The sequence below is a fragment of the Moheibacter stercoris genome (assembly GCF_040545805.1).
GTDB classification, from domain to species: Bacteria; Bacteroidota; Bacteroidia; order Flavobacteriales; family Weeksellaceae; genus Moheibacter; species Moheibacter stercoris.
This window is the reverse complement of record NZ_JBEPMO010000009.1, coordinates 1-18,223: the sequence shown is the minus strand read 5'-3', so window position 1 is coordinate 18,223 and position 18,223 is coordinate 1. Positions and strand designations below refer to the sequence as shown.

General features: G+C 35.9%; 18 protein-coding genes. 10 read left to right on the top strand and 8 right to left on the bottom strand.

All coding sequences use genetic code 11. The annotated features are described in order from the left end of the window. Window positions 1-8 precede the first annotated feature (8 nt). On the top strand, window positions 9-329 hold the full coding sequence (locus ABID46_RS08525; RefSeq protein ID WP_354509055.1) for a hypothetical protein: 321 nt from the start codon (window positions 9-11) through the stop codon (window positions 327-329). A 54-nt stretch (window positions 330-383) separates the two neighbouring features. On the opposite strand, the gene ABID46_RS08520 is transcribed toward ABID46_RS08525, so the two are convergent. Continuing rightward, a complete protein-coding gene (locus ABID46_RS08520; protein ID WP_354509053.1) occupies window positions 384-1,670 on the bottom strand; it encodes an adenylosuccinate synthase in 1,287 nt (428 codons plus the stop codon). A gap of 102 nt (window positions 1,671-1,772) precedes the next feature. Then, on the bottom strand, window positions 1,773-2,174 hold the full coding sequence (locus ABID46_RS08515; RefSeq protein ID WP_354509051.1) for a hypothetical protein: 402 nt from the start codon (window positions 2,172-2,174) through the stop codon (window positions 1,773-1,775). A 101-nt stretch (window positions 2,175-2,275) separates the two neighbouring features. Between ABID46_RS08515 and ABID46_RS08510 the strand changes: the two genes are divergently transcribed. From ABID46_RS08510 to ABID46_RS08495, 4 genes are all read left to right on the top strand, one after another. Beyond that, window positions 2,276-2,599: a hypothetical protein gene (locus tag ABID46_RS08510; protein WP_354509049.1), complete on the top strand. Its 324-nt coding sequence runs from the start codon at window positions 2,276-2,278 to the stop codon at window positions 2,597-2,599. Between the two features lie 144 nt (window positions 2,600-2,743). Beyond that, a complete protein-coding gene (pbpC, locus tag ABID46_RS08505; RefSeq protein WP_354509047.1) occupies window positions 2,744-4,960 on the top strand; it encodes a penicillin-binding protein 1C in 2,217 nt (738 codons plus the stop codon). Window positions 4,961-5,029: 69 nt separating this feature from the next. After that, window positions 5,030-6,679, top strand: a complete 1,650-nt coding sequence (locus tag ABID46_RS08500) for a S8 family serine peptidase (protein ID WP_354509045.1) — start codon at window positions 5,030-5,032, stop codon at window positions 6,677-6,679. 120 nt (window positions 6,680-6,799) lie between these two features. After that, on the top strand, window positions 6,800-8,131 hold the full coding sequence (locus ABID46_RS08495; protein ID WP_354509043.1) for a dicarboxylate/amino acid:cation symporter: 1,332 nt from the start codon (window positions 6,800-6,802) through the stop codon (window positions 8,129-8,131). Window positions 8,132-8,200: 69 nt separating this feature from the next. Here ABID46_RS08495 and fumC read toward each other — a convergent pair whose 3' ends face one another. Then, the gene (fumC, locus tag ABID46_RS08490) at window positions 8,201-9,586 is read right to left on the bottom strand and encodes a class II fumarate hydratase (protein ID WP_354509042.1); all 1,386 of its coding nucleotides are present in this window, start codon (window positions 9,584-9,586) and stop codon (window positions 8,201-8,203) included. 149 nt (window positions 9,587-9,735) lie between these two features. Here fumC and ABID46_RS08485 point away from each other — a divergent pair, with 149 nt between their 5' ends. Then, window positions 9,736-9,942: a hypothetical protein gene (locus ABID46_RS08485; protein WP_354509041.1), complete on the top strand. Its 207-nt coding sequence runs from the start codon at window positions 9,736-9,738 to the stop codon at window positions 9,940-9,942. Window positions 9,943-10,013: 71 nt separating this feature from the next. Here ABID46_RS08485 and ABID46_RS08480 read toward each other — a convergent pair whose 3' ends face one another. After that, window positions 10,014-10,664: an OmpA family protein gene (locus tag ABID46_RS08480; RefSeq protein ID WP_354509039.1), complete on the bottom strand. Its 651-nt coding sequence runs from the start codon at window positions 10,662-10,664 to the stop codon at window positions 10,014-10,016. A gap of 171 nt (window positions 10,665-10,835) precedes the next feature. Here ABID46_RS08480 and ABID46_RS08475 point away from each other — a divergent pair, with 171 nt between their 5' ends. Both ABID46_RS08475 and lat read left to right on the top strand, forming a co-directional pair. After that, window positions 10,836-11,771, top strand: a complete 936-nt coding sequence (locus tag ABID46_RS08475; protein ID WP_354509037.1) for a UDP-3-O-(3-hydroxymyristoyl)glucosamine N-acyltransferase — start codon at window positions 10,836-10,838, stop codon at window positions 11,769-11,771. A gap of 103 nt (window positions 11,772-11,874) precedes the next feature. After that, window positions 11,875-13,179 carry an L-lysine 6-transaminase gene (lat, locus tag ABID46_RS08470; RefSeq protein WP_354509035.1) on the top strand — a complete coding sequence of 435 codons (1,305 nt, stop codon included), beginning with the start codon at window positions 11,875-11,877 and terminating at the stop codon, window positions 13,177-13,179. A gap of 81 nt (window positions 13,180-13,260) precedes the next feature. On the opposite strand, the gene ABID46_RS08465 is transcribed toward lat, so the two are convergent. The 4 genes from ABID46_RS08465 to ABID46_RS08450 all read right to left on the bottom strand — a co-directional run bounded on the left by ABID46_RS08465 (window position 13,261) and on the right by ABID46_RS08450 (window position 15,953). Continuing rightward, window positions 13,261-13,881, bottom strand: coding sequence for a porin family protein (locus ABID46_RS08465; protein WP_354509033.1), 621 nt, complete (start codon window positions 13,879-13,881; stop codon window positions 13,261-13,263). Window positions 13,882-13,994: 113 nt separating this feature from the next. Then, window positions 13,995-14,525 (bottom strand): hypothetical protein, encoded by a 531-nt coding sequence (locus tag ABID46_RS08460; protein WP_354509031.1) that lies wholly within the window; start codon window positions 14,523-14,525, stop codon window positions 13,995-13,997. A 109-nt stretch (window positions 14,526-14,634) separates the two neighbouring features. Next, a complete protein-coding gene (locus ABID46_RS08455) occupies window positions 14,635-15,189 on the bottom strand; it encodes a hypothetical protein (RefSeq protein WP_354509030.1) in 555 nt (184 codons plus the stop codon). A 251-nt stretch (window positions 15,190-15,440) separates the two neighbouring features. Then, entirely contained in the window at window positions 15,441-15,953 is a 513-nt protein-coding gene (locus ABID46_RS08450; protein WP_354509028.1) for a hypothetical protein, read from the bottom strand. Between the two features lie 174 nt (window positions 15,954-16,127). Between ABID46_RS08450 and purM the strand changes: the two genes are divergently transcribed. Next, a complete protein-coding gene (gene purM, locus ABID46_RS08445; protein ID WP_354509026.1) occupies window positions 16,128-17,117 on the top strand; it encodes a phosphoribosylformylglycinamidine cyclo-ligase in 990 nt (329 codons plus the stop codon). Next, a complete protein-coding gene (locus tag ABID46_RS08440) occupies window positions 17,114-17,695 on the top strand; it encodes a hypothetical protein (RefSeq protein ID WP_354509024.1) in 582 nt (193 codons plus the stop codon). The genes purM and ABID46_RS08440 overlap by 4 nt, the downstream gene beginning before the upstream one ends. Window positions 17,696-18,223: the final 528 nt, after the last annotated feature.

Genomic DNA, 18,223 nt, shown 5'->3' with positions numbered 1-18,223 from the left:
TAATAATTATGAAAGCCAAAAGACAATACCGATACGCTGGAGCCGAACAAGCTTTGGAAGAATTAAAAAGAGAAGGATTTGAAACCGATTACAATCTTGAATCGGCAGAAATCATTCATAATCCGGAAATTTTTGAAATCATTTACATTTATCGATACGAAGGAATGACCAATCCCGATGATGAATCAACGGTGTATGGCATTCAAAATACCCAAACTTGTAACAAAGGTGTTTTCGTTGCAGGAAATTTAAGTTTCAATGAAGACGATGCGGCAAAAGTTTTGTTGCAATTGGAAATCAAGGGAAGACAAGAAGAATTGGATCAATAAAAAAAAAGGTGGTTTGAATTTCAAGCCACCTTTTTCAATTGTATTTTTTTGGAATTAAAATAATTCTTTTCTGATGATGTTCTGTGAACGATCGGGTCCAACTGAAACCAAATAAATTTCGATTCCTAAATATTTTTCAATAAAATGAATGTAATCTTGAGCTTTTTCTGGAAGTTCGTTGAAGGAATTAATTCCACAAATGTCTTCTTTCCATCCGTCTAATTCTTCATAAACTGGATTATATTGTTCCAATTTCGTAGTTGAAGCAGTGAAGTTTTGTTTGATTTCACCATCTTCTGTTTCATAGGCTGTACAAACTTTGATTTTGTCAAATCCGGTCAGAACATCCAATTTCGTAATCACCAAATGCGTGATTCCGTTGATGCGGCAAGCGTGACGTAAAGCTACTAAATCTAACCATCCTGTTCTACGAGGACGCCCAGTTGAAGCACCAAATTCGTGTCCGACTTTACGGATATGTTCTCCAACTTCGTTGTCCAATTCGGTTGGGAATGGTCCATTTCCAACGCGTGTGCAATAGGCTTTCGAAACTCCAATTAAGTTTTGCAATTTTGTTGGTGGAACTCCAGCGCCTACACAAACACCACCAGTTGAAGGTGAAGAGGAAGTTACATACGGATAAGTTCCATAATCAATATCCAACATCAAAGCTTGAGCTCCTTCAAACAAAACCGTTTTATTATCATCAATGGCATCGTTTACTTCGACAACTGCATCGATGATTCTGTGTTTGATTTTTTCTCCGTACTCCAAATAGTTTTGCAAAATTTCCTCTAAATCCAATGCTGGTTTGTCAAATAATTTCTCAAACAAAGCATTTTTTACAGGTAAAGCTATTTCTAATTTTTCTCTTAAAACTTCTGGATTCAATAAGTCGATCGCACGAATTCCCACACGGGCCACTTTGTCTTCGTAACAAGGTCCGATTCCTCTTTTCGTTGTTCCGATGGAATCTTTTCCTGCCGCTTCTTCGCGATAGGTGTCAAGTAAAATATGGTACGGCATAATGATGTGCGCGCGACGATCGATAAAAATATGATCGCTGGTAATTCCGCGACTTTCCAAAGAAGAAACTTCGTCCAAAAAGCTTTGCGGATTCACGACAACACCGCTCCCGATGATGCATTTTCCTTGGGATTGTAAAACTCCCGATGGTAAAAGGTGCAAAACGAATTTGTCTTCGCCTACATAAACCGTATGACCTGCATTGTTACCTCCTTGGTAGCGAACGACATAGTCTGATTTTGCTGAAAGTACATCGGTGATTTTTCCTTTTCCTTCGTCTCCAAACTGAAGACCTACTACAACGTATGTTGACATTATTGTATACTAATTTGTGTGAATATTGTGCAACAAAAATAGGCCTTAAAGATGGGAGGCACAAATAAAAAAGTCAACAATATTTTGGAAGTTATTAAGAATTTAGGGCTCTATTTTATGTTCGATATAATCCCGTAAAATTTTCGGTCTTTCTTTATCTTTTGAAATGATGCGGATTTCTTGATCGTTTAGGATTTCAAATTCTAATTCTTCAAGAATAATATCTTCGGAATCGGGTTGATGATACTCCAAAAATAGTTGATTTCCTTTTGTCCACCATTTTCCAGTTCCTGCATAGTGTTGAACTCCTTTTCCTTTTTCATGAATCATCAACAAAGAATCAAAAAAGCCGTCTTCAAATCTGTGAATGAGTACATAGTATTCGGTTTCTTTTTTTACTTCAATCATTTCTGCTTCAAACTTACCTATCAACTCTGATTGAATTTCCTGAGAAAATAGAAAAGAATTTAGAAATATGAGAAAGATTAAGGAGGTGATTTTCATTTGTTTGAGAAATTATGTTTATTCTAAATTAGGGATAAAATTAGAATTTCATGACATTTGTTAGCTTTTCTTTTTTAAATTTAAGGAAAAATCAAAATCCTATGAGATCATTCATTCAGACTTCTAGTTTAATTTGTTCTTTGTTAGTATTTGTTGCTTGTGCTACAAAGGCTGTTGGTGCTGTTAATAAAGTAGATCATGGTGTAACAAAAGAAATCGCTTTGGCTAATTTTAGTTCCGATCAGTTGCAACAAGGTCAAAATCTATTTGAATCAAGTTGTACACAATGTCATAAACTATTTGAACCCAATTCAAGAGATGCCTCAAAATGGAACAATGTTTTGGATCGAATGCTTCCAAAAACAAGTTTGAGTGCCGAGGAAGGAAAATTGGTTCAAGCCTATTTGTTAGCGAATTCTAAATAATCAAAAAAATCGAATTATTTTTGAAGGAGAGGAATCTCCATGCGAAAACAACTTAAAAGAACCTATCAAAGATTTAAAATTCCCATATGGATTATAAGCGGGATTTTTTTGATATGGTATTTGTTTTTTTCTCTTCCTAGACCTTTGTTCAAGGAAGAAACCTCTACTTTGTTGTATAGTCAAGATCAAAAATTATTGGGAGCAACCATATCCAATGATGAACAATGGCGTTTCCCTGCCAATGATTCAGTTCCCAAACGATTTGAAATTTGCATTACTCAATTTGAAGATGCCTATTTTCGGAAGCATCCTGGGGTAAATCCGATTTCATTATTTCGTGCATTTCGACAAAATTTAAATTCCAATGAAATTGTTAGTGGAGGAAGCACCATTACGATGCAAACCATACGTTTGGCCAAACAAAATCCGAAAAGAACTTACGGACAGAAAATTTTGGAAATGATTCAAGCGACTCGTTTGGAATTAACGCATTCCAAAAACACCATTTTGAATTATTATGTTTCGCATGCGCCATTTGGTGGGAATGTTGTAGGACTAGATGCAGCTGCATGGCGTTATTATGCCAAAGAAGCGCATCAATTATCTTGGGGTGAATCGGCTACATTAGCTGTTTTACCCAATGCACCTTCGTTGATTTTTCCTGGAAAAAACCAAGAATTATTATTAGCAAAACGAAATCGCTTATTAAAAAAAATATGGTCCGAAGGTTTTCTAAGTGAAGATGATTATCAATTGGCATTATTGGAACCATTGCCAGGAAAGCCCAATGCACTTCCAGATTTAGCACCTCATTTACTGCATACATCTATTAAGTCCTTCAAAGGGAAGCGTTTAAAATCAACTTTGGATTCTCATGTACAAGAGCAATTAAGTCAGCTAGTCAATCAACATAAAGCGGAACTTTCTGCCAATGAAATTCATAATATAGCCGTTTTGGTGGTGGAAGTGAAATCTGGAAATGTAAAAGCCTATATAGGAAATACGTTTGATCAACATGATAATTATTCCAATCAGGTTGATATTGTTCAAGCAAAAAGAAGTAGTGGAAGCATTTTAAAGCCTTTTTTGTACACAGCTATGATGCAAGATGGTCAGTTGTTGCCCAAAATGTTGCTTTCGGACACACCAATGGACATTACCGAAAATTACGATAAGAATTATTCAGGTGCTGTTCCAGCGGATGAAGCCTTGGCAAAATCATTGAATATTCCAGCGGTTCATATGTTGGAAAAATACAGCGTTCCGAAATTTCATCATCGTTTAAAAGAATTAGGTTTTACAACGTTTACCGAAACTCCCAAACATTATGGACTTTCTCTTGTTGTGGGCGGTGGCGAAGTGACACTTTGGGAATTGGCTGCTGCTTATCGGAATTTAGCCTATAAAATAAATCATCCAACGGTTGAAAAATTCGATCCAAAAATTCATTCGATTCAAAATAATCCGAGTAAAGAAACAAAGTATCCGATCAATGCAGAATCGGCTTATCTAACGATTGAAGCCTTACAAAATGTGGTTCGGCCTGAATCTGAAATTGGTTGGCAAGTATATTCGGGTAAAAATATCGCATGGAAAACGGGTACGAGCCATGGATTTCGAGATGCTTGGTCGGTCGGTATGACACCTGAATATGTAGTAGCAGTTTGGGTTGGAAATGCAGATGGAGAAGGTCGTCCAGGAATTATTGGTGTAAAAGCTGCGGCACCTATTATGTTTGATGTATTTAATCGATTGACGTTAACGGAACGATTTCAGAAACCTGAAGGAAATTGGACAGAAGTGAAAACTTGTCGTGAATCTGGATTTTTATTGGGGCCAAATTGTACCCATTACGTACGAACTTCTGCGCCTTCAATGGCTATAAATGCTGAAGTTTGTCCTTATCATCAAAAAATTCATGTGGATGAAAGTGGTCAATATCGAGTGAATAGTGATTGTTATCCGGTAGCAAAGATTCAATCGAAATCTTGGTTTGTTTTGCCACCCATTGAAGGATTTTATTATCAGAAAAATCATCCCAAATATCAAACCATTCCTAATTATTTAGAAGGATGTGAAGGAGAATTAAACGAAAGACCAATCGAATTTATTTATCCAAAAAATTTCACCAAGATTTATTTGCCCAAAGACTTTACGGGACAAATTCAACCCATGGTAATTGAAATGGCTTATACACAGCCAGAACTACCGCTTTTTTGGTATTTGGATGGAAAATATATCGGTACAACGCAAAACATTCATAAATTAGCCCTTCAACCAGAACCTGGAACGCATAAAGTCGTTGTAACCGATTCAAAAGGAAATAGCGTTCAAAAAACATTCACAATTGTCAATAAATGATTTAATTTGTGTAACAAAATAAGAAATTAGTAAACTAATTGATTAGTCAAATATTAAGTAAACATCGTTATGAAAAAAATTATCGTGTCACTGTTTGTTCTGGCATTGAGCTTACAAGGCTTTGCGCAAACAACAGAAGTTGACAAAGCGGAATTAGAAAAAAGAAATTGGCAGCATCAAAATTTTGCTGAAACTGGAATTTATGGTATTGGAACAGATGCCGCAATTGAATTTTTAAAATCAAAAGGATTAACACCCAAAACGGTTGTGGTAGGTGTTTTGGATAGTGGAATTGAAATCGATCATGAAGATTTAAAAAATAATATTTGGGTAAATCCAAAAGAAGTAGCCAACAACGGAAAAGACGATGATAAAAATGGTTATGTTGACGATATCCATGGTTGGGATTTCAATGTGAATGGCAAAAACGAAGATTATAACGATGAAACTTACGAAGCGACACGTGTAGTAAAACGTTATATGCCTTTGTTTGCATCTTCCAACAAGAAGGCCAATATGGAAAACATGCAAAAAATGCCAGCTCAGTACCAAGAGTATTTGCGTGCAAGAAAATATTGGGCAGAAAAATATTATGGTGCGAAAGCGAATTTGGAAAATCTAGAAAACGACAAAAAGCAGATTTTACCTGCTTTGAATGGTTTGAAATCTACTTTCCAATCGACCAAATTATCAAAAGATTACGTAAAGGAAACTTTGTATTCTTCTAAAATCGGAAAAACAGAAAGAGAGCATATCGAACTTTTGTTAAGTAAAAACGTAGATTTTGAAGGTCATACAATTGGAGAAATCATTGAGCGCGTTGAAAAGCGTTTTGCTGCAATGAAAGACCGTTATGAAGGAGAAATCAACTATGCTTTTAATTTGGATTTTGATCCAACGGATGGAAGAACTGCTTCAACCCCAAAAGGTTTTGGAAACAATGAAGTAGAAGGTCCGGACGCATTTCACGGAACACACGTTGCTGGTATCATTGGTGCGGAAAGAAACAATGGTTTAGGGATGAATGGTGTTGCAGGTGATGTCGTGAAATTAATGTCTGTACGTATGGTTCCAAATGGTGACGAGCGTGATTTGGATGTTGCTTTGGGTATTCGTTATGCGGTTGACAACGGTGCGAAAGTCTTGAACATGAGTTTCGGAAAAGGATTTTCTCCAGACAAGAAAATTGTCATGGATGCTATCAAATATGCTGATAAAAAAGGTGTGTTGATGTTCCATGCTGCAGGAAATGACAACAAAGATTTGGATCATGGATACAATTATCCAACAAATTTCAATGACAATGAAATGAAAAATTTGTTCAAACATTGGATTACAGTTGGTGCGAGTACAAGAGACCCTAAAAACTTGAAAGCGCGTTTTTCTAATTTCGGAACTATGAAGGTAGATATTTTTGCTCCTGGAACTGAAATTTATTCAACTATCCAAGACAATACGTATCGTTATGCGCAAGGAACTTCTATGGCTTCTCCAGTAGCGGCAGGTGCTGCGGCTTTGATTTGGGCTTATTTCCCACACATGAAAGCGGAGCAAGTAAAAGAAGTATTGTTTGAAACCGTGAATAAATCAGATCAAATTTCAAAAATTGGTTCGGAGAATGACGAGCGTAAATTTTCTGATTTGTCTGTTACAGGTGGTGTAATCGACGTGAACAAAGCAGTACGTTTGGCTTACGAGCGTTACGGTAAAAAGAAATAAGGTAAAATTTTTTCTATAGTTAAATCCCCTTAGGTTTTCCTTTGGGGAATTTTTATTTTAACGAATCATTTTTTTATCGACTAAACGATTGTAGTTTTGTCAATTCACTAAAATTTAGAAATGATTCCAACAATAGGTGGTAGAGTGTTTCCTGCCAAAGAATTGTATGAGTATTTGCAATCTTTTGTCCAAAGAAGATTATGGTTACGCGTTTTAATTGGGATGGTTTTAGGAGTTGCCTTTGGTGCTTACTTTTCTACCCAACCCAGTTGGATTAGTCAAGAAAATTTAGATTCACTAGTAAGTTGGATTTCTTTTCCGGGGAATTTATTCATTCGAATTGTCCAAATGATTATGATTCCTCTAATGTTTACTTCAGTAGTACAAGGAATTGCTGGTGGCGATAGTGCCGATCATTTGAAGAAATTCGGGCCGAAATTATTGTTGTATTATTTGATGACTACGTCAAGCGTTTTGATTTTAGCCGTTATTTTGGTCAACATTCTGAATCCAGGTGCCTACATGGATGCTACAAGTTTGATTACACCCGATATGGCTATCGACCCCAATGCAGTTAAGAATACCGAAGCCCAAACCAATTTAGGAAATATTCCAACAATGATTATTGACTTATTGCCCGCCAATCCACTTCAAGCTTTGGTTTCGGGAGATATGTTGAGTATTGTGATTTTTGCTGTCATCATCGGAGTTTCCTTGGCGAATATTCCTTCAGATACAGCTGTTCCTTTGTTGAAACTGATGTATTCGGTTCAAGAAATCACCATGGCGATTACGCGTTGGGCGATGAAACTTACGCCGATTGCTGTTTTTGGACTGATGTGTCAAGTGACTTCAACCGTTGGATTGGAAACCATCACCGGACTTTCTATGTTCTTGGTGACCGTTTTGATTGGACTTTTATTGGTGGTGGTTGTCTATAGTTGCATTTTGTTGTTTGTTGCAAGAATTAATATCAGACGATTTTTTATTGATGCCAAAGACACTTTGTTGTTGGCATTCTCCGTAGCGAGTTCCGCTGCCGTTATGCCTTTGACCTTGAAAACAGCTGAAGAAAAAATGGGGATCAATCCATCGGTAAGTCGTTTTATCATTCCGATTGGAGTTTCATTGAATATGGATGGAACCGCAGTATTTCAAGCTATCGCCACGATTTTTATAGCTCAAGTTTATGGTTTGGAATTAGACTTAATTACAACTTTGATTATCATTACAACCACAATTTTGGCATCCATTGGAACACCTTCAGCGCCCGGAGCAGGTGTAATTGTATTAGGTTCTGTTTTGGGAACTATTGGAATTCCAATTACAGCAATTGCTTTAATTATTGGAGTAGACCGATTGTTGGGAATGTTCCGAACTTCGGTCAATGTGATGGGAGATTTGGTGACTTGCCAGGTTTTCAATCGGTTTCATGAAGAGATAAAAGAATAAGTAAAAACAGAATAAAAAAATCCCGATTTTTAAGAGTCGGGATTTTTTCTATCTTCATTTTAGTGTGGACTAAACCATGTCTTCTGGACGTACCCAAGCATCAAAATCTTCTGGAGAAACATATCCTAAACGAACTGCTTCTTCTTTCAATGTTGTTCCGTTTTTATGTGCAGTTTGAGCAATTTCAGCAGCTTTGTAGTAGCCGATTTTGGTATTCAAAGCCGTAACCAACATCAAGGAATTATCAACCAATTCTTTGATTCGTTTGTAATTTGGTTCAATTCCTTGGGCACAGTGTTCGTCAAACGAAACACAAGCATCCCCAATTAATTCGGCACTTTGCAAGAAATTATATGCCATCATCGGTTTGAAAACGTTCAGTTCGTAATGACCTTGTGTTCCACCAATGGTAATCGCAACATCATTTCCCATCACTTGCGCAGCGACCATTGTCATAGCTTCACATTGGGTAGGATTTACTTTTCCTGGCATGATAGAAGATCCAGGCTCGTTTTCTGGAATGAAAATTTCTCCGATTCCTGAACGAGGACCAGAAGCCAGCATTCGGATGTCATTTGCAATTTTGTTCAAAGAAACTGCTAATTGTTTCAAAGCTCCGTGAGATTCAACGATCGCATCGTGTGCAGCCAAAGCTTCGAATTTATTTTCGGCAGTTATGAATGGTAATCCGGTAAATTCAGCAATGTATTTAGCCACTACAACGTCGTATCCTTTTGGTGTATTCAATCCGGTTCCAACTGCTGTTCCACCCAAAGCCAATTCAGACAAATGCGCCAACGTATTTTTTAAAGCTCTTAACCCATGGTCCAATTGAGAAACATAACCTGAAATCTCTTGACCCAATGTCAAAGGAGTTGCATCCATCAAGTGCGTACGACCAATTTTCACAACATCTTTAAATTCTTCTGCTTTTTTATGCAAGGTGTTTCTTAATTGCTCAACACCTGGAATCGTTTTATCGATTACCGCTTTGTAACATGCAATGTGCATTCCGGTTGGGAACGTATCGTTGGAAGATTGTGATTTGTTTACATCATCATTTGCTTTCAAAACAGGTTCGCCTTCACCAATTTTTCCTCCTGCAATTACTTGCGCACGATTGGCAATCACTTCGTTGACATTCATGTTGGATTGCGTTCCAGAACCCGTTTGCCAAATAACCAAAGGAAATTGATCATCCAATTTTCCCGCTAAGATTTCATCACAAACTTGAGCGATAGCATCTCTTTTTTCGGTTGGTAAAACGCCCAATTCATTGTTGGCATAAGCAGCTGCTTTTTTTAAATAAGCGAAACCATACACCACTTCGCGAGGCATGGATGCAGCTGGACCAATTTTGAAATTATTTCTTGAACGTTCTGTTTGTGCTCCCCAATATTTATCGGCAGGCACTTTTACTTCGCCCATCGTATCTTTTTCTATTCTAAATTCCATCTCGATTTTTTTGTAATTCTATCTGTTTGATAATTAATGCACAAATTTACTAAACCTTCTATTATTATAATTCAAATCTGATAATTTTCAGTTTTGCTTTGAAAATGAATTAAAATTTTTACTTTTGTACAGATAATAAAGATAAAGTTATGGCACAGTTTTTCGGATTTGTATTTTTCTTATTCATGGCATGTTGTGGATTTTGGGGAATTTTGTTCTTCTCATCAATAATTCCATTTTGGTTATCAGGGTGGTTTGGCATGAAAGCTAAAGAGAGAAAATCTGGTTTGCATTTAGAAGTAAGACCAACATTGCCAGAGCAAGAAGGTGTAACTTTATTGTACAGCAAAAATTAAGATTTAAAATAAACGATATAAAAAATCCCGATTCATTTGAGTCGGGATTTTTATTTGGAATAAATTTTCCATTATTTTTTCGTGATACGAATATCTACACGTCTGTTTTGTGCTTTACATTCGTCCGTATCATTGGCTTCACAAACGAAATGTTGTGCACCATAACCTTCAGATTCTATTCTTGAAGCATCAATTCCGCCAGCTATGATTTTATCTGCCACAGATTTTGCTCGATCTGTTGAAACTTGTTTGTTTACAGCAGCATCTCCTGTGCTATCGGTATATCCACCCACTTTTACGGTTGCAGTTGGGAACAATTTCAATAAAGTTACCAAATTGGCAACTTGCGCATCGGAATTGGTAGACAAATCAGCTTTTCCAGTTGGGAAATAAACACGATCAAGGGTAACCCATCCTTGCGTTTTGTCATCACTTACCGCAAAATTGGTGTCATTTAACATCGTAAATAATTTATTTTCAGAACTGTTTTCACCCACATTCATTTTGGATCCATCTGGTAAATTGATGTCGATGTTGTTACCTAAATCATAAATGTAATTTCCATCTGCATCAATTTTCGCAACCGTTGTTTCCGCAGCTCCAACATTCTCGGTTTCTGCAACTGGAGCTGTTGCCATGTTCGGATTTTTCTCACATTTACAAGCGGTTAAAAACAATGTCGAGCCTACCAATACGGCTAAAATTCCTTTGTTTAATTTCATAATAATGAATTGTTTAAGTTTTATTTGAATATTTTTCTCTCTAAAATTCAATCAGTTGAATTATAATTCGAATTTAAAAGAAACAATCCGAAAAGAAAAAAATATCTTTGTTCAAAATTTTCAAAAGCATCTTGGTCTGTTCAAGACCATGTAAATACAAATTTTAGTTTTATGAAATTCCCAAGAATTCATACCGTTAAAGAAATAGCCGAAATCATCCATGCAAAATTTGTTGGAGATGAGAATTTTCCCGTTCATGGTATCAACGAAATCCATGTGGTGGAACCAGGAGATATCGTCTTTGTTGATCATCCAAAATATTATGATAAGGCCTTAGAAAGTGCAGCTACTATTGTGTTAATCAACAAAGAAGTAGATTGTCCAGAAGGGAAAGCTTTGTTGATTTCCGACGATCCATTTCGTGATTTTGTAAAAATCGGTCAATATTTCAACGCTTTTCAACCTGCTCATCAAGCGATTTCTTCCACTTCCAAAATTGGTCAAGGAACGCATATTCAACCCAATGTTTTCATAGGTGAACATGTGGAAATTGGAGAAAATTGTTTGATTCATGCCAATGTTTCGATTGGGAACCATACCAAAATTGGAAACAATGTAATCATCCATTCAGGAACTGTTTTGGGTGGAGACGGATTTTATTATAAAAAACGTGAAACGGGATTCGATAAATTGAAATCGGTTGGAAATGTTGTCATTGAAGATGATGTGGAAATCGGAGCAAATTGTACGATTGACCGTGGTGTAACGGCTTCTACAACAATTGGTGCTGGAACCAAGATGGATAATTTAATTCAGATTGGGCATGATACGATTGTTGGAAAGAAATGTTTGTTTGCTTCTCAAGTCGGAATTGCTGGTTGCGTGGTCATTGGCGACGAAGTAACTCTTTGGGGGCAAGTTGGTGTGAAAAGCGGTATTACCATTGGCGATCGAGTAGTGGTCATGGGACAATCTGGAGTTGGTCATGATTTGAAAACGGGAAAATCTTATTTTGGATCGCCAGCAGAAGAATCGAGAAGCATTTACAAAAAAATGGCTGCTAATCAGATTCTGATCAATGAATATCTCAATCGTAAAAAAGATTAACAATCAAATAATCAGGAATTAAGAATTGAAAGAAAGAATTTGTCTTTAATTTCTTAAGTTTGCAATTCGCAAAAAAATCTTATCAAAATAACACATAGAAAGAATGAATACAACAGAAGTAATGAATGTTCACGAAAGATTAGGAAAACATATTTTGGCAGATGGATATCCATTGGTGATGGATATTGAAAAGTCACATGGATCTTATATCGTGGATGAAAATGGAGCGGAATATTTGGACATGTTCAGCATGTTTGCCTCTGCATCAATCGGATACAATCATCCGCATTTGATCAAAAACCTTGAATTTTTGGGGAGAATGGCCGTTAACAAACCAACGGTTTCCGATGTTTACACCAAAGAATATGCAGATTTCGTTGATACATTTAGTCGTGTAGCAATTCCTCAAGAATTGCAATATACTTTCTTTGTGGAAGGAGGAGCTTTGGCAGTTGAGAATGCGTTGAAAACAGCTTTTGACTGGAAAACTCGATTGAATAAATCCAAAGGAATTGACAAAGAAGCTGGTGGAGTAATCCATTTTCAACAAGCTTTCCATGGTCGTTCTGGATATACCTTGACCTTGACCAATACAAAAGATCCAAGAAAATATATGTATTTCCCTAAGTTCGAATGGCCAAGAATTATCAATCCGAAATTATATTTCCCAATTACAGAGGAAAATTTAGCGGTGACAATCGAGCAAGAAAAATTAGCGATTAGCCAAATTGAAACAGCTTTAAAAAATCAGGAAAACGAAATCGCTTGTATCATCATCGAAACGATTCAAGCAGAAGGAGGAGATAATTATTTCAGAAATGAATTTTTCCAAGAATTGAGAAGAATTTGTGATGAAAATGAAATCCTTTTGATTTTAGATGAGGTTCAAACAGGAATTGGTTTGACAGGAAAAATGTGGGGATTCCAAAATTATGACATCATTCCAGATATCATTTCATTTGGAAAGAAAACCCAAGTTTGTGGTATTTTGGCTAACAAAGAAAAAATCGATCAAGTAGCAAATAACGTATTCCAAGAATCTAGCCGTATTAATTCTACTTTTGGTGGAAACTACATTGATATGGTACGTTTCAAATTGATTTTGGAAGTGATCGAACAAGAAAATTTATTGGAGAATGTACGTGTTCAAGGAGAATTCTTGAAATCGGAATTGGAAAAATTAGCGACTAAATATCCGCAAATCACCAATGTTCGTGGAAAAGGATTGTTCTTAGCGTTTGATTTACCAACAGATGCCGATAGAAATGCATTTATCAACAAAGCATTTGAAAACAAATTAATCGTTCTTTCATGTGGTGAGCAATCGGTACGTTTCCGTCCACACTTGAATGTAAGAAGAGAAGATTTAGAAAAAGCAGTAGAAATTATGGACAAAATGTTGTCGTAAATATTTTCACTTATTGATACAAAAAATGCCCGATGATTCGGGCATTTTTATTTGGATTGGATTGTGTTTTTTATTTTTCTCTTAGAATGTGTAACCTACTCCTAAAGCGATTACTGAATTTTTGGCGTCAAAATCTTTCACGATGTTAGTTAAACCATGAGTGTAACGTAAACCAAAGTTTAAGCCCATTGGCAATTCATAACCAGCACCGATGTTTAAACCAAAGTCAACAGTTTCGATATTTTTGATATCTCCATCTGATTCAGTTGTTATTGTACCATTGTTGTTAGAAATTTTCATTGTGGTTTCATTTTTTGCACCAACGTTAAACCCAACTTGAGGTCCGAATTCGAAGTTTAAGCCTTCATACGCATACCATTTTAACATTAAAGGAACATTGATATAACTTAAATTGTTTTTTGATTCCAAAGTTGTCGTAGTTCCTAAAACTTCTTCTTTTTCTGTTTGTTTATTTCCTTGCAAAGAAAACAAAAGTTCAGGTTGAAAAGCCAATTGTTCTGAAAAGCGAATGTTTGCGTATCCTCCAACATTTACTCCCACTTTGGCCTCTTTATCATCACTTACATCATCTCCGATTAAATTAGTGATTTGAGGTCCAGCTTTAACTCCGAATTTTACCTGAGCATCTGATTGGCTCATTCCAAATACTGCTAATGCAGCAACTAAAAATACTTTTTTCATAACCGTTTTTTTATGGTTTTGACTATATGTTTCCAAATGCTATGCCAAAAACATTTTAGAGCAAAAAAAAATGCCATGACTTACATGGCATTTTAATTATTTTATCGTTTATTTTATAGTTTAAAAGCAGCTCCTACACCAACAGAACCTACATTATAACTATCATCCCAATCTACATCTCCAGGACCATCCCATTTGTAGTTGATAGCTTTATAATAGGCATACAAATCAACAATAGGTAAACTAAAGCCGAATCTTGGGCGAGCTAAAAATCCTCCATCACCCGCGCCATCAGAAATACCGATCGCATAACCTAAATCAAGACCAGCAAATAATTTTTCATTGATTTGGAATTTCGCAGATGCAGCCAACGGAATAAATGTTGCGCCTTCTCCTTCGATTTCATAATTTCCCCATCGGTAATCTTTACCGAAGAAATGATCAATTCCAACCAAGCCTCCTAATTGCCATTTTGGCGCTAGATTTACATAGTAAGCAAATGTTGCCCCAGTATTGAAACTTAAGGCATCTGCATCTCCTACTGGAGCACCTAAATAAGGTCCAATCTCAAAACTACCACTTTGCGCATTCAATCCTGCTAACCCGATAACCGAGAATACAGCAGATAAAATGATCTTTTTCATACTTTTTGTTTTTAGTTCGACCATTATTTTTACAAATACGATGCCATTTGTTAAAAAAAATAAAAAAACCGTCTCAATCAGACGGTTTTTACTCTTATTAACTTGAATATTAGAACCTGAAATTTGCTCCAATTCCAATAGATCCAACTGACCAGTTATTATCAAAATTCCAGTTTCCATCATCATCCCAATTCCAATAATCATCGGAATACGCAAAATTGATGTGCTTGTAGAAAAGGAATAAATCCAACATAGGTAAACTCATCCCAATTCGTGGACGAGCCAAAAATCCACCATCACCAGCTCCGTCAGAAACTCCAATGGCATAGCCTAATTCCAATCCGGCAAAAAATCGTTCCGTAAAGTTAAATTTCGCAGATGCAGCTAAGGGAATAAATGTAGCATCTTCACCATCAATTTTTAGGTTTCCAATTTCATACTCTTTTCCGAAGAAATGATCAATTCCAACGACACCACCCACTTTAAGTCGGTCTGGAATTACGTTGAAATAATAGCCGAATGTCGCGCCAGCGTTGAAACTAAAACCATCTGAATCTCCAACAGGAATTCCCAAATAAGGTCCAGCTTCCATACTAGTGTTTTGAGCATTTAAGCTAATTGTACCCATAACCGCAATTGCGGTAGCCAATAAAAATTTTTTCATAATTGATATTTTAAGTTGTTGATTATCAAAAATAAAAAATTGAAAATAGATATTGAAATTAAACTGTTGAACTTGTAAACAGTTTTTGAACTATTATTTGATAAAAAGGATAGAAAAAATAAAAACTTAAGTCCAACCTCTAATTTAATTGGTTGGAACTTAAGTTTTAGTAAATGAGAAAACCAAAAGTAATGTTTTCCTTTATTTTGTAAAATACCTAGTTATAAGTATTTTTATAGATATTTTTAGGATTAAAATTTGAAATTCAATCCAAGTGTTACTGATGATAAACTATTCACTGCAGAAAAATTATATTCACTGCCCTCGTAGTAATTTTGTTCTGCTAAAATTCCTTTGTAAGCAATGTATAAATCAGTCAATCTTGTACTCCATCCAAATCTTGGGCGAACCATTAATCCTCCTTCCATTCCTTCATCCAAAGCAACCGCATATCCTAAATCCAAACCTCCAAATAACGCAGGAATGAAATTGTATTTGGCAGACGCCGCAATATCTAAGAAAGACGCATCTAAACCATATTCGTCATTACTCAAAAAATGATCAAATAAAACCATAGGTCCGACACGTAGATTTTGGACAGGTTGAAAATAATAGGCAACACCTCCACCAATGTTACCACTTCTACTTCCATATACCTCATTAACAGTTGTTCCAAAAATTACTCCGATTTCAAAATTGTTTTGTGCTTTCACCATATTAAATCCGATTAGAGACAAAATGCTAACTAATAAAAATTGTTTCATAAATAAATGGGTTTTAAATTTTATTATTAAGAATGTAAATTGCTAATATAATTGTGGAAATTCAGGTTACAAATACCGAATCTTAGGTATTTTTTTAACGGAATTTCTATCTGATTTCTTCCTGTTCTGTAAGGGAATTTGCCTATTTTTGTGCCACACAATTTTATACAAATCATGAGTAATACCTACAAATCGGCAGGCGTAGACAAAGAAGAAGGTTACCAAACGGTCTCCAAAATCAAAAAAGCAGTTTCTGAAACCCATAATTCCAATGTTCTAAATGGAATCGGAAGTTTTGGTGCATTTTATCAACTTTCTGGATATAAAAATCCGGTGTTGGTATCGGGAACCGATGGAGTTGGGACGAAACTTCGCATCGCATTGGACGTTAAAAAATACGACACCGTTGGAGTTGATTGTTTTGCGATGTGTGCCAATGATATTTTGTGTCACGGTGCAAAACCTTTGTTTTTCTTGGATTATTTGGCTTGTGGAAAGTTGGATTCTGATGTTGCGGCCGAAATCGTAGGCGGAATCGCTGCAGCTTGTAAAGAAACAGGAACGGCATTAATCGGAGGAGAAACTGCGGAAATGCCCGGAATGTACAAAGTAGGGGATTATGATGTTGCCGGATTCTGTGTGGGTGTTGTCGAAAAAGACGAAATCATTGACGGTTCACAAATTGCGGAAGGTCAAGCCATCATCGGATTGCCTTCAAGCGGATTTCATAGCAATGGTTTCTCCTTGGTTCGAAAAATCTTCCCTGATTTCAATGAGGAATTCGAAGGAAAACCTTTGTGGGAAACACTTTTGGTTCCGACGAAATTGTACCAAAACGATATTTTTAAAATTCAAGAACAGGTAAAATTAACCGGAATTGCTCATATCACGGGTGGCGGATTGATTGAGAACGTTCCTCGAATTTTGCCAAAAGGATTAACTGCGGTTATTGAAAAATCGAACGTTAAGGTTCCAACTGTGATGAAAGAATTGATGAAACGCGGAGGAATTGCAGAAGACGAAATGTTCGGAACGTTCAATATGGGCGTCGGAATGGTCGTTGTTTGTGATCAGAAAGATGTAGAAACTGTTTTGAATTTGATCGAAGGGTCGATGTTCATTGGTCAGATTGAGAAAGGCGAGGAGGAGATAGTTCTGAAATGAGAAATCTAGTTCTTCTATTTTTAGCTTTAATTGTATTTAGTTGTAATTCTTCTAAAAATAATTCTAGTACTGATGATGGATTTGATGTGTATTCGTATTCAGGGCCAAATAAACCATATTTTGATTTTGATAAAGTAGAGTACTTTTTTATTGATATAGATATTCATAAATATCGTGAAAACCAAGAACAGAAGTCTGATTCAATATTGAAATTTGTGGATATCTATGAAAGAAGGTATCCCATTAAAATGGATTCGGTATCAAATTTTAGAGAGGAATTAATAAAATATGGTTATTCCCGATTTGAAATTAAAGATTCACTTGAATCTGATTTAAATACAATTTTTAGCTTGAAAGAGTGTAATGAAGGCTATGCTGCGGCTTGCATTCCTGAATACCGTGATATTTTCTTATTTTATAAAAATGAAGAAATTATAGGGATGAGTAAAGTTTGTTTTGGTTGTAGATTGGATTATACATTAGGAACTGAAATTTCAACTGGAAATTTCGGTCAATGTGGAGATTTTGAAAAATTAGAAGCTTTGGTCAGAAATCCAAATAATTTGATTTCTCAATAAATTATAATACCAAGCCATCTATTTAAGGTGGCTTTTTTATTTCTCTGCGATCTCCGCGAATTTCTCTTAATTCTATGCGGTTAGATTTATACCACAAAGGCACAAGGTTTTTCACAAAGTTCACAATGATTATTTTGGATGAATTAATTTGCTTGCCCCAACCCTAAAGGGAGCCAAATTAATTCTGATGAAAACTTTGCGAAACTTTGCTTTTTCGCGAAACTTTGCGGTATAATTTCTATAGGAAAATTTTTCATTGAAAATTATGATTTCTGCGTTCTCTGCAAGTTTCTCTTAATTCTCTGCGGTTAGATTTATACCACAAAGGCACAAGGTTTTTCACAAGGTTCACAATGATTATTTTAGATGAATTAATTTGTTTTCCCCAACCCTAAAGGGAGCCAAATTAATTCTGATGAAAACTTTGCGAAACTTTGCTCTTTTGCGAAATATTTCTTCGGTCCACTTTCTGATGAAATTTATGAATTTTTGCGTTCTCTGCGAAATTCTCTTAATTCTCTGCGGTTA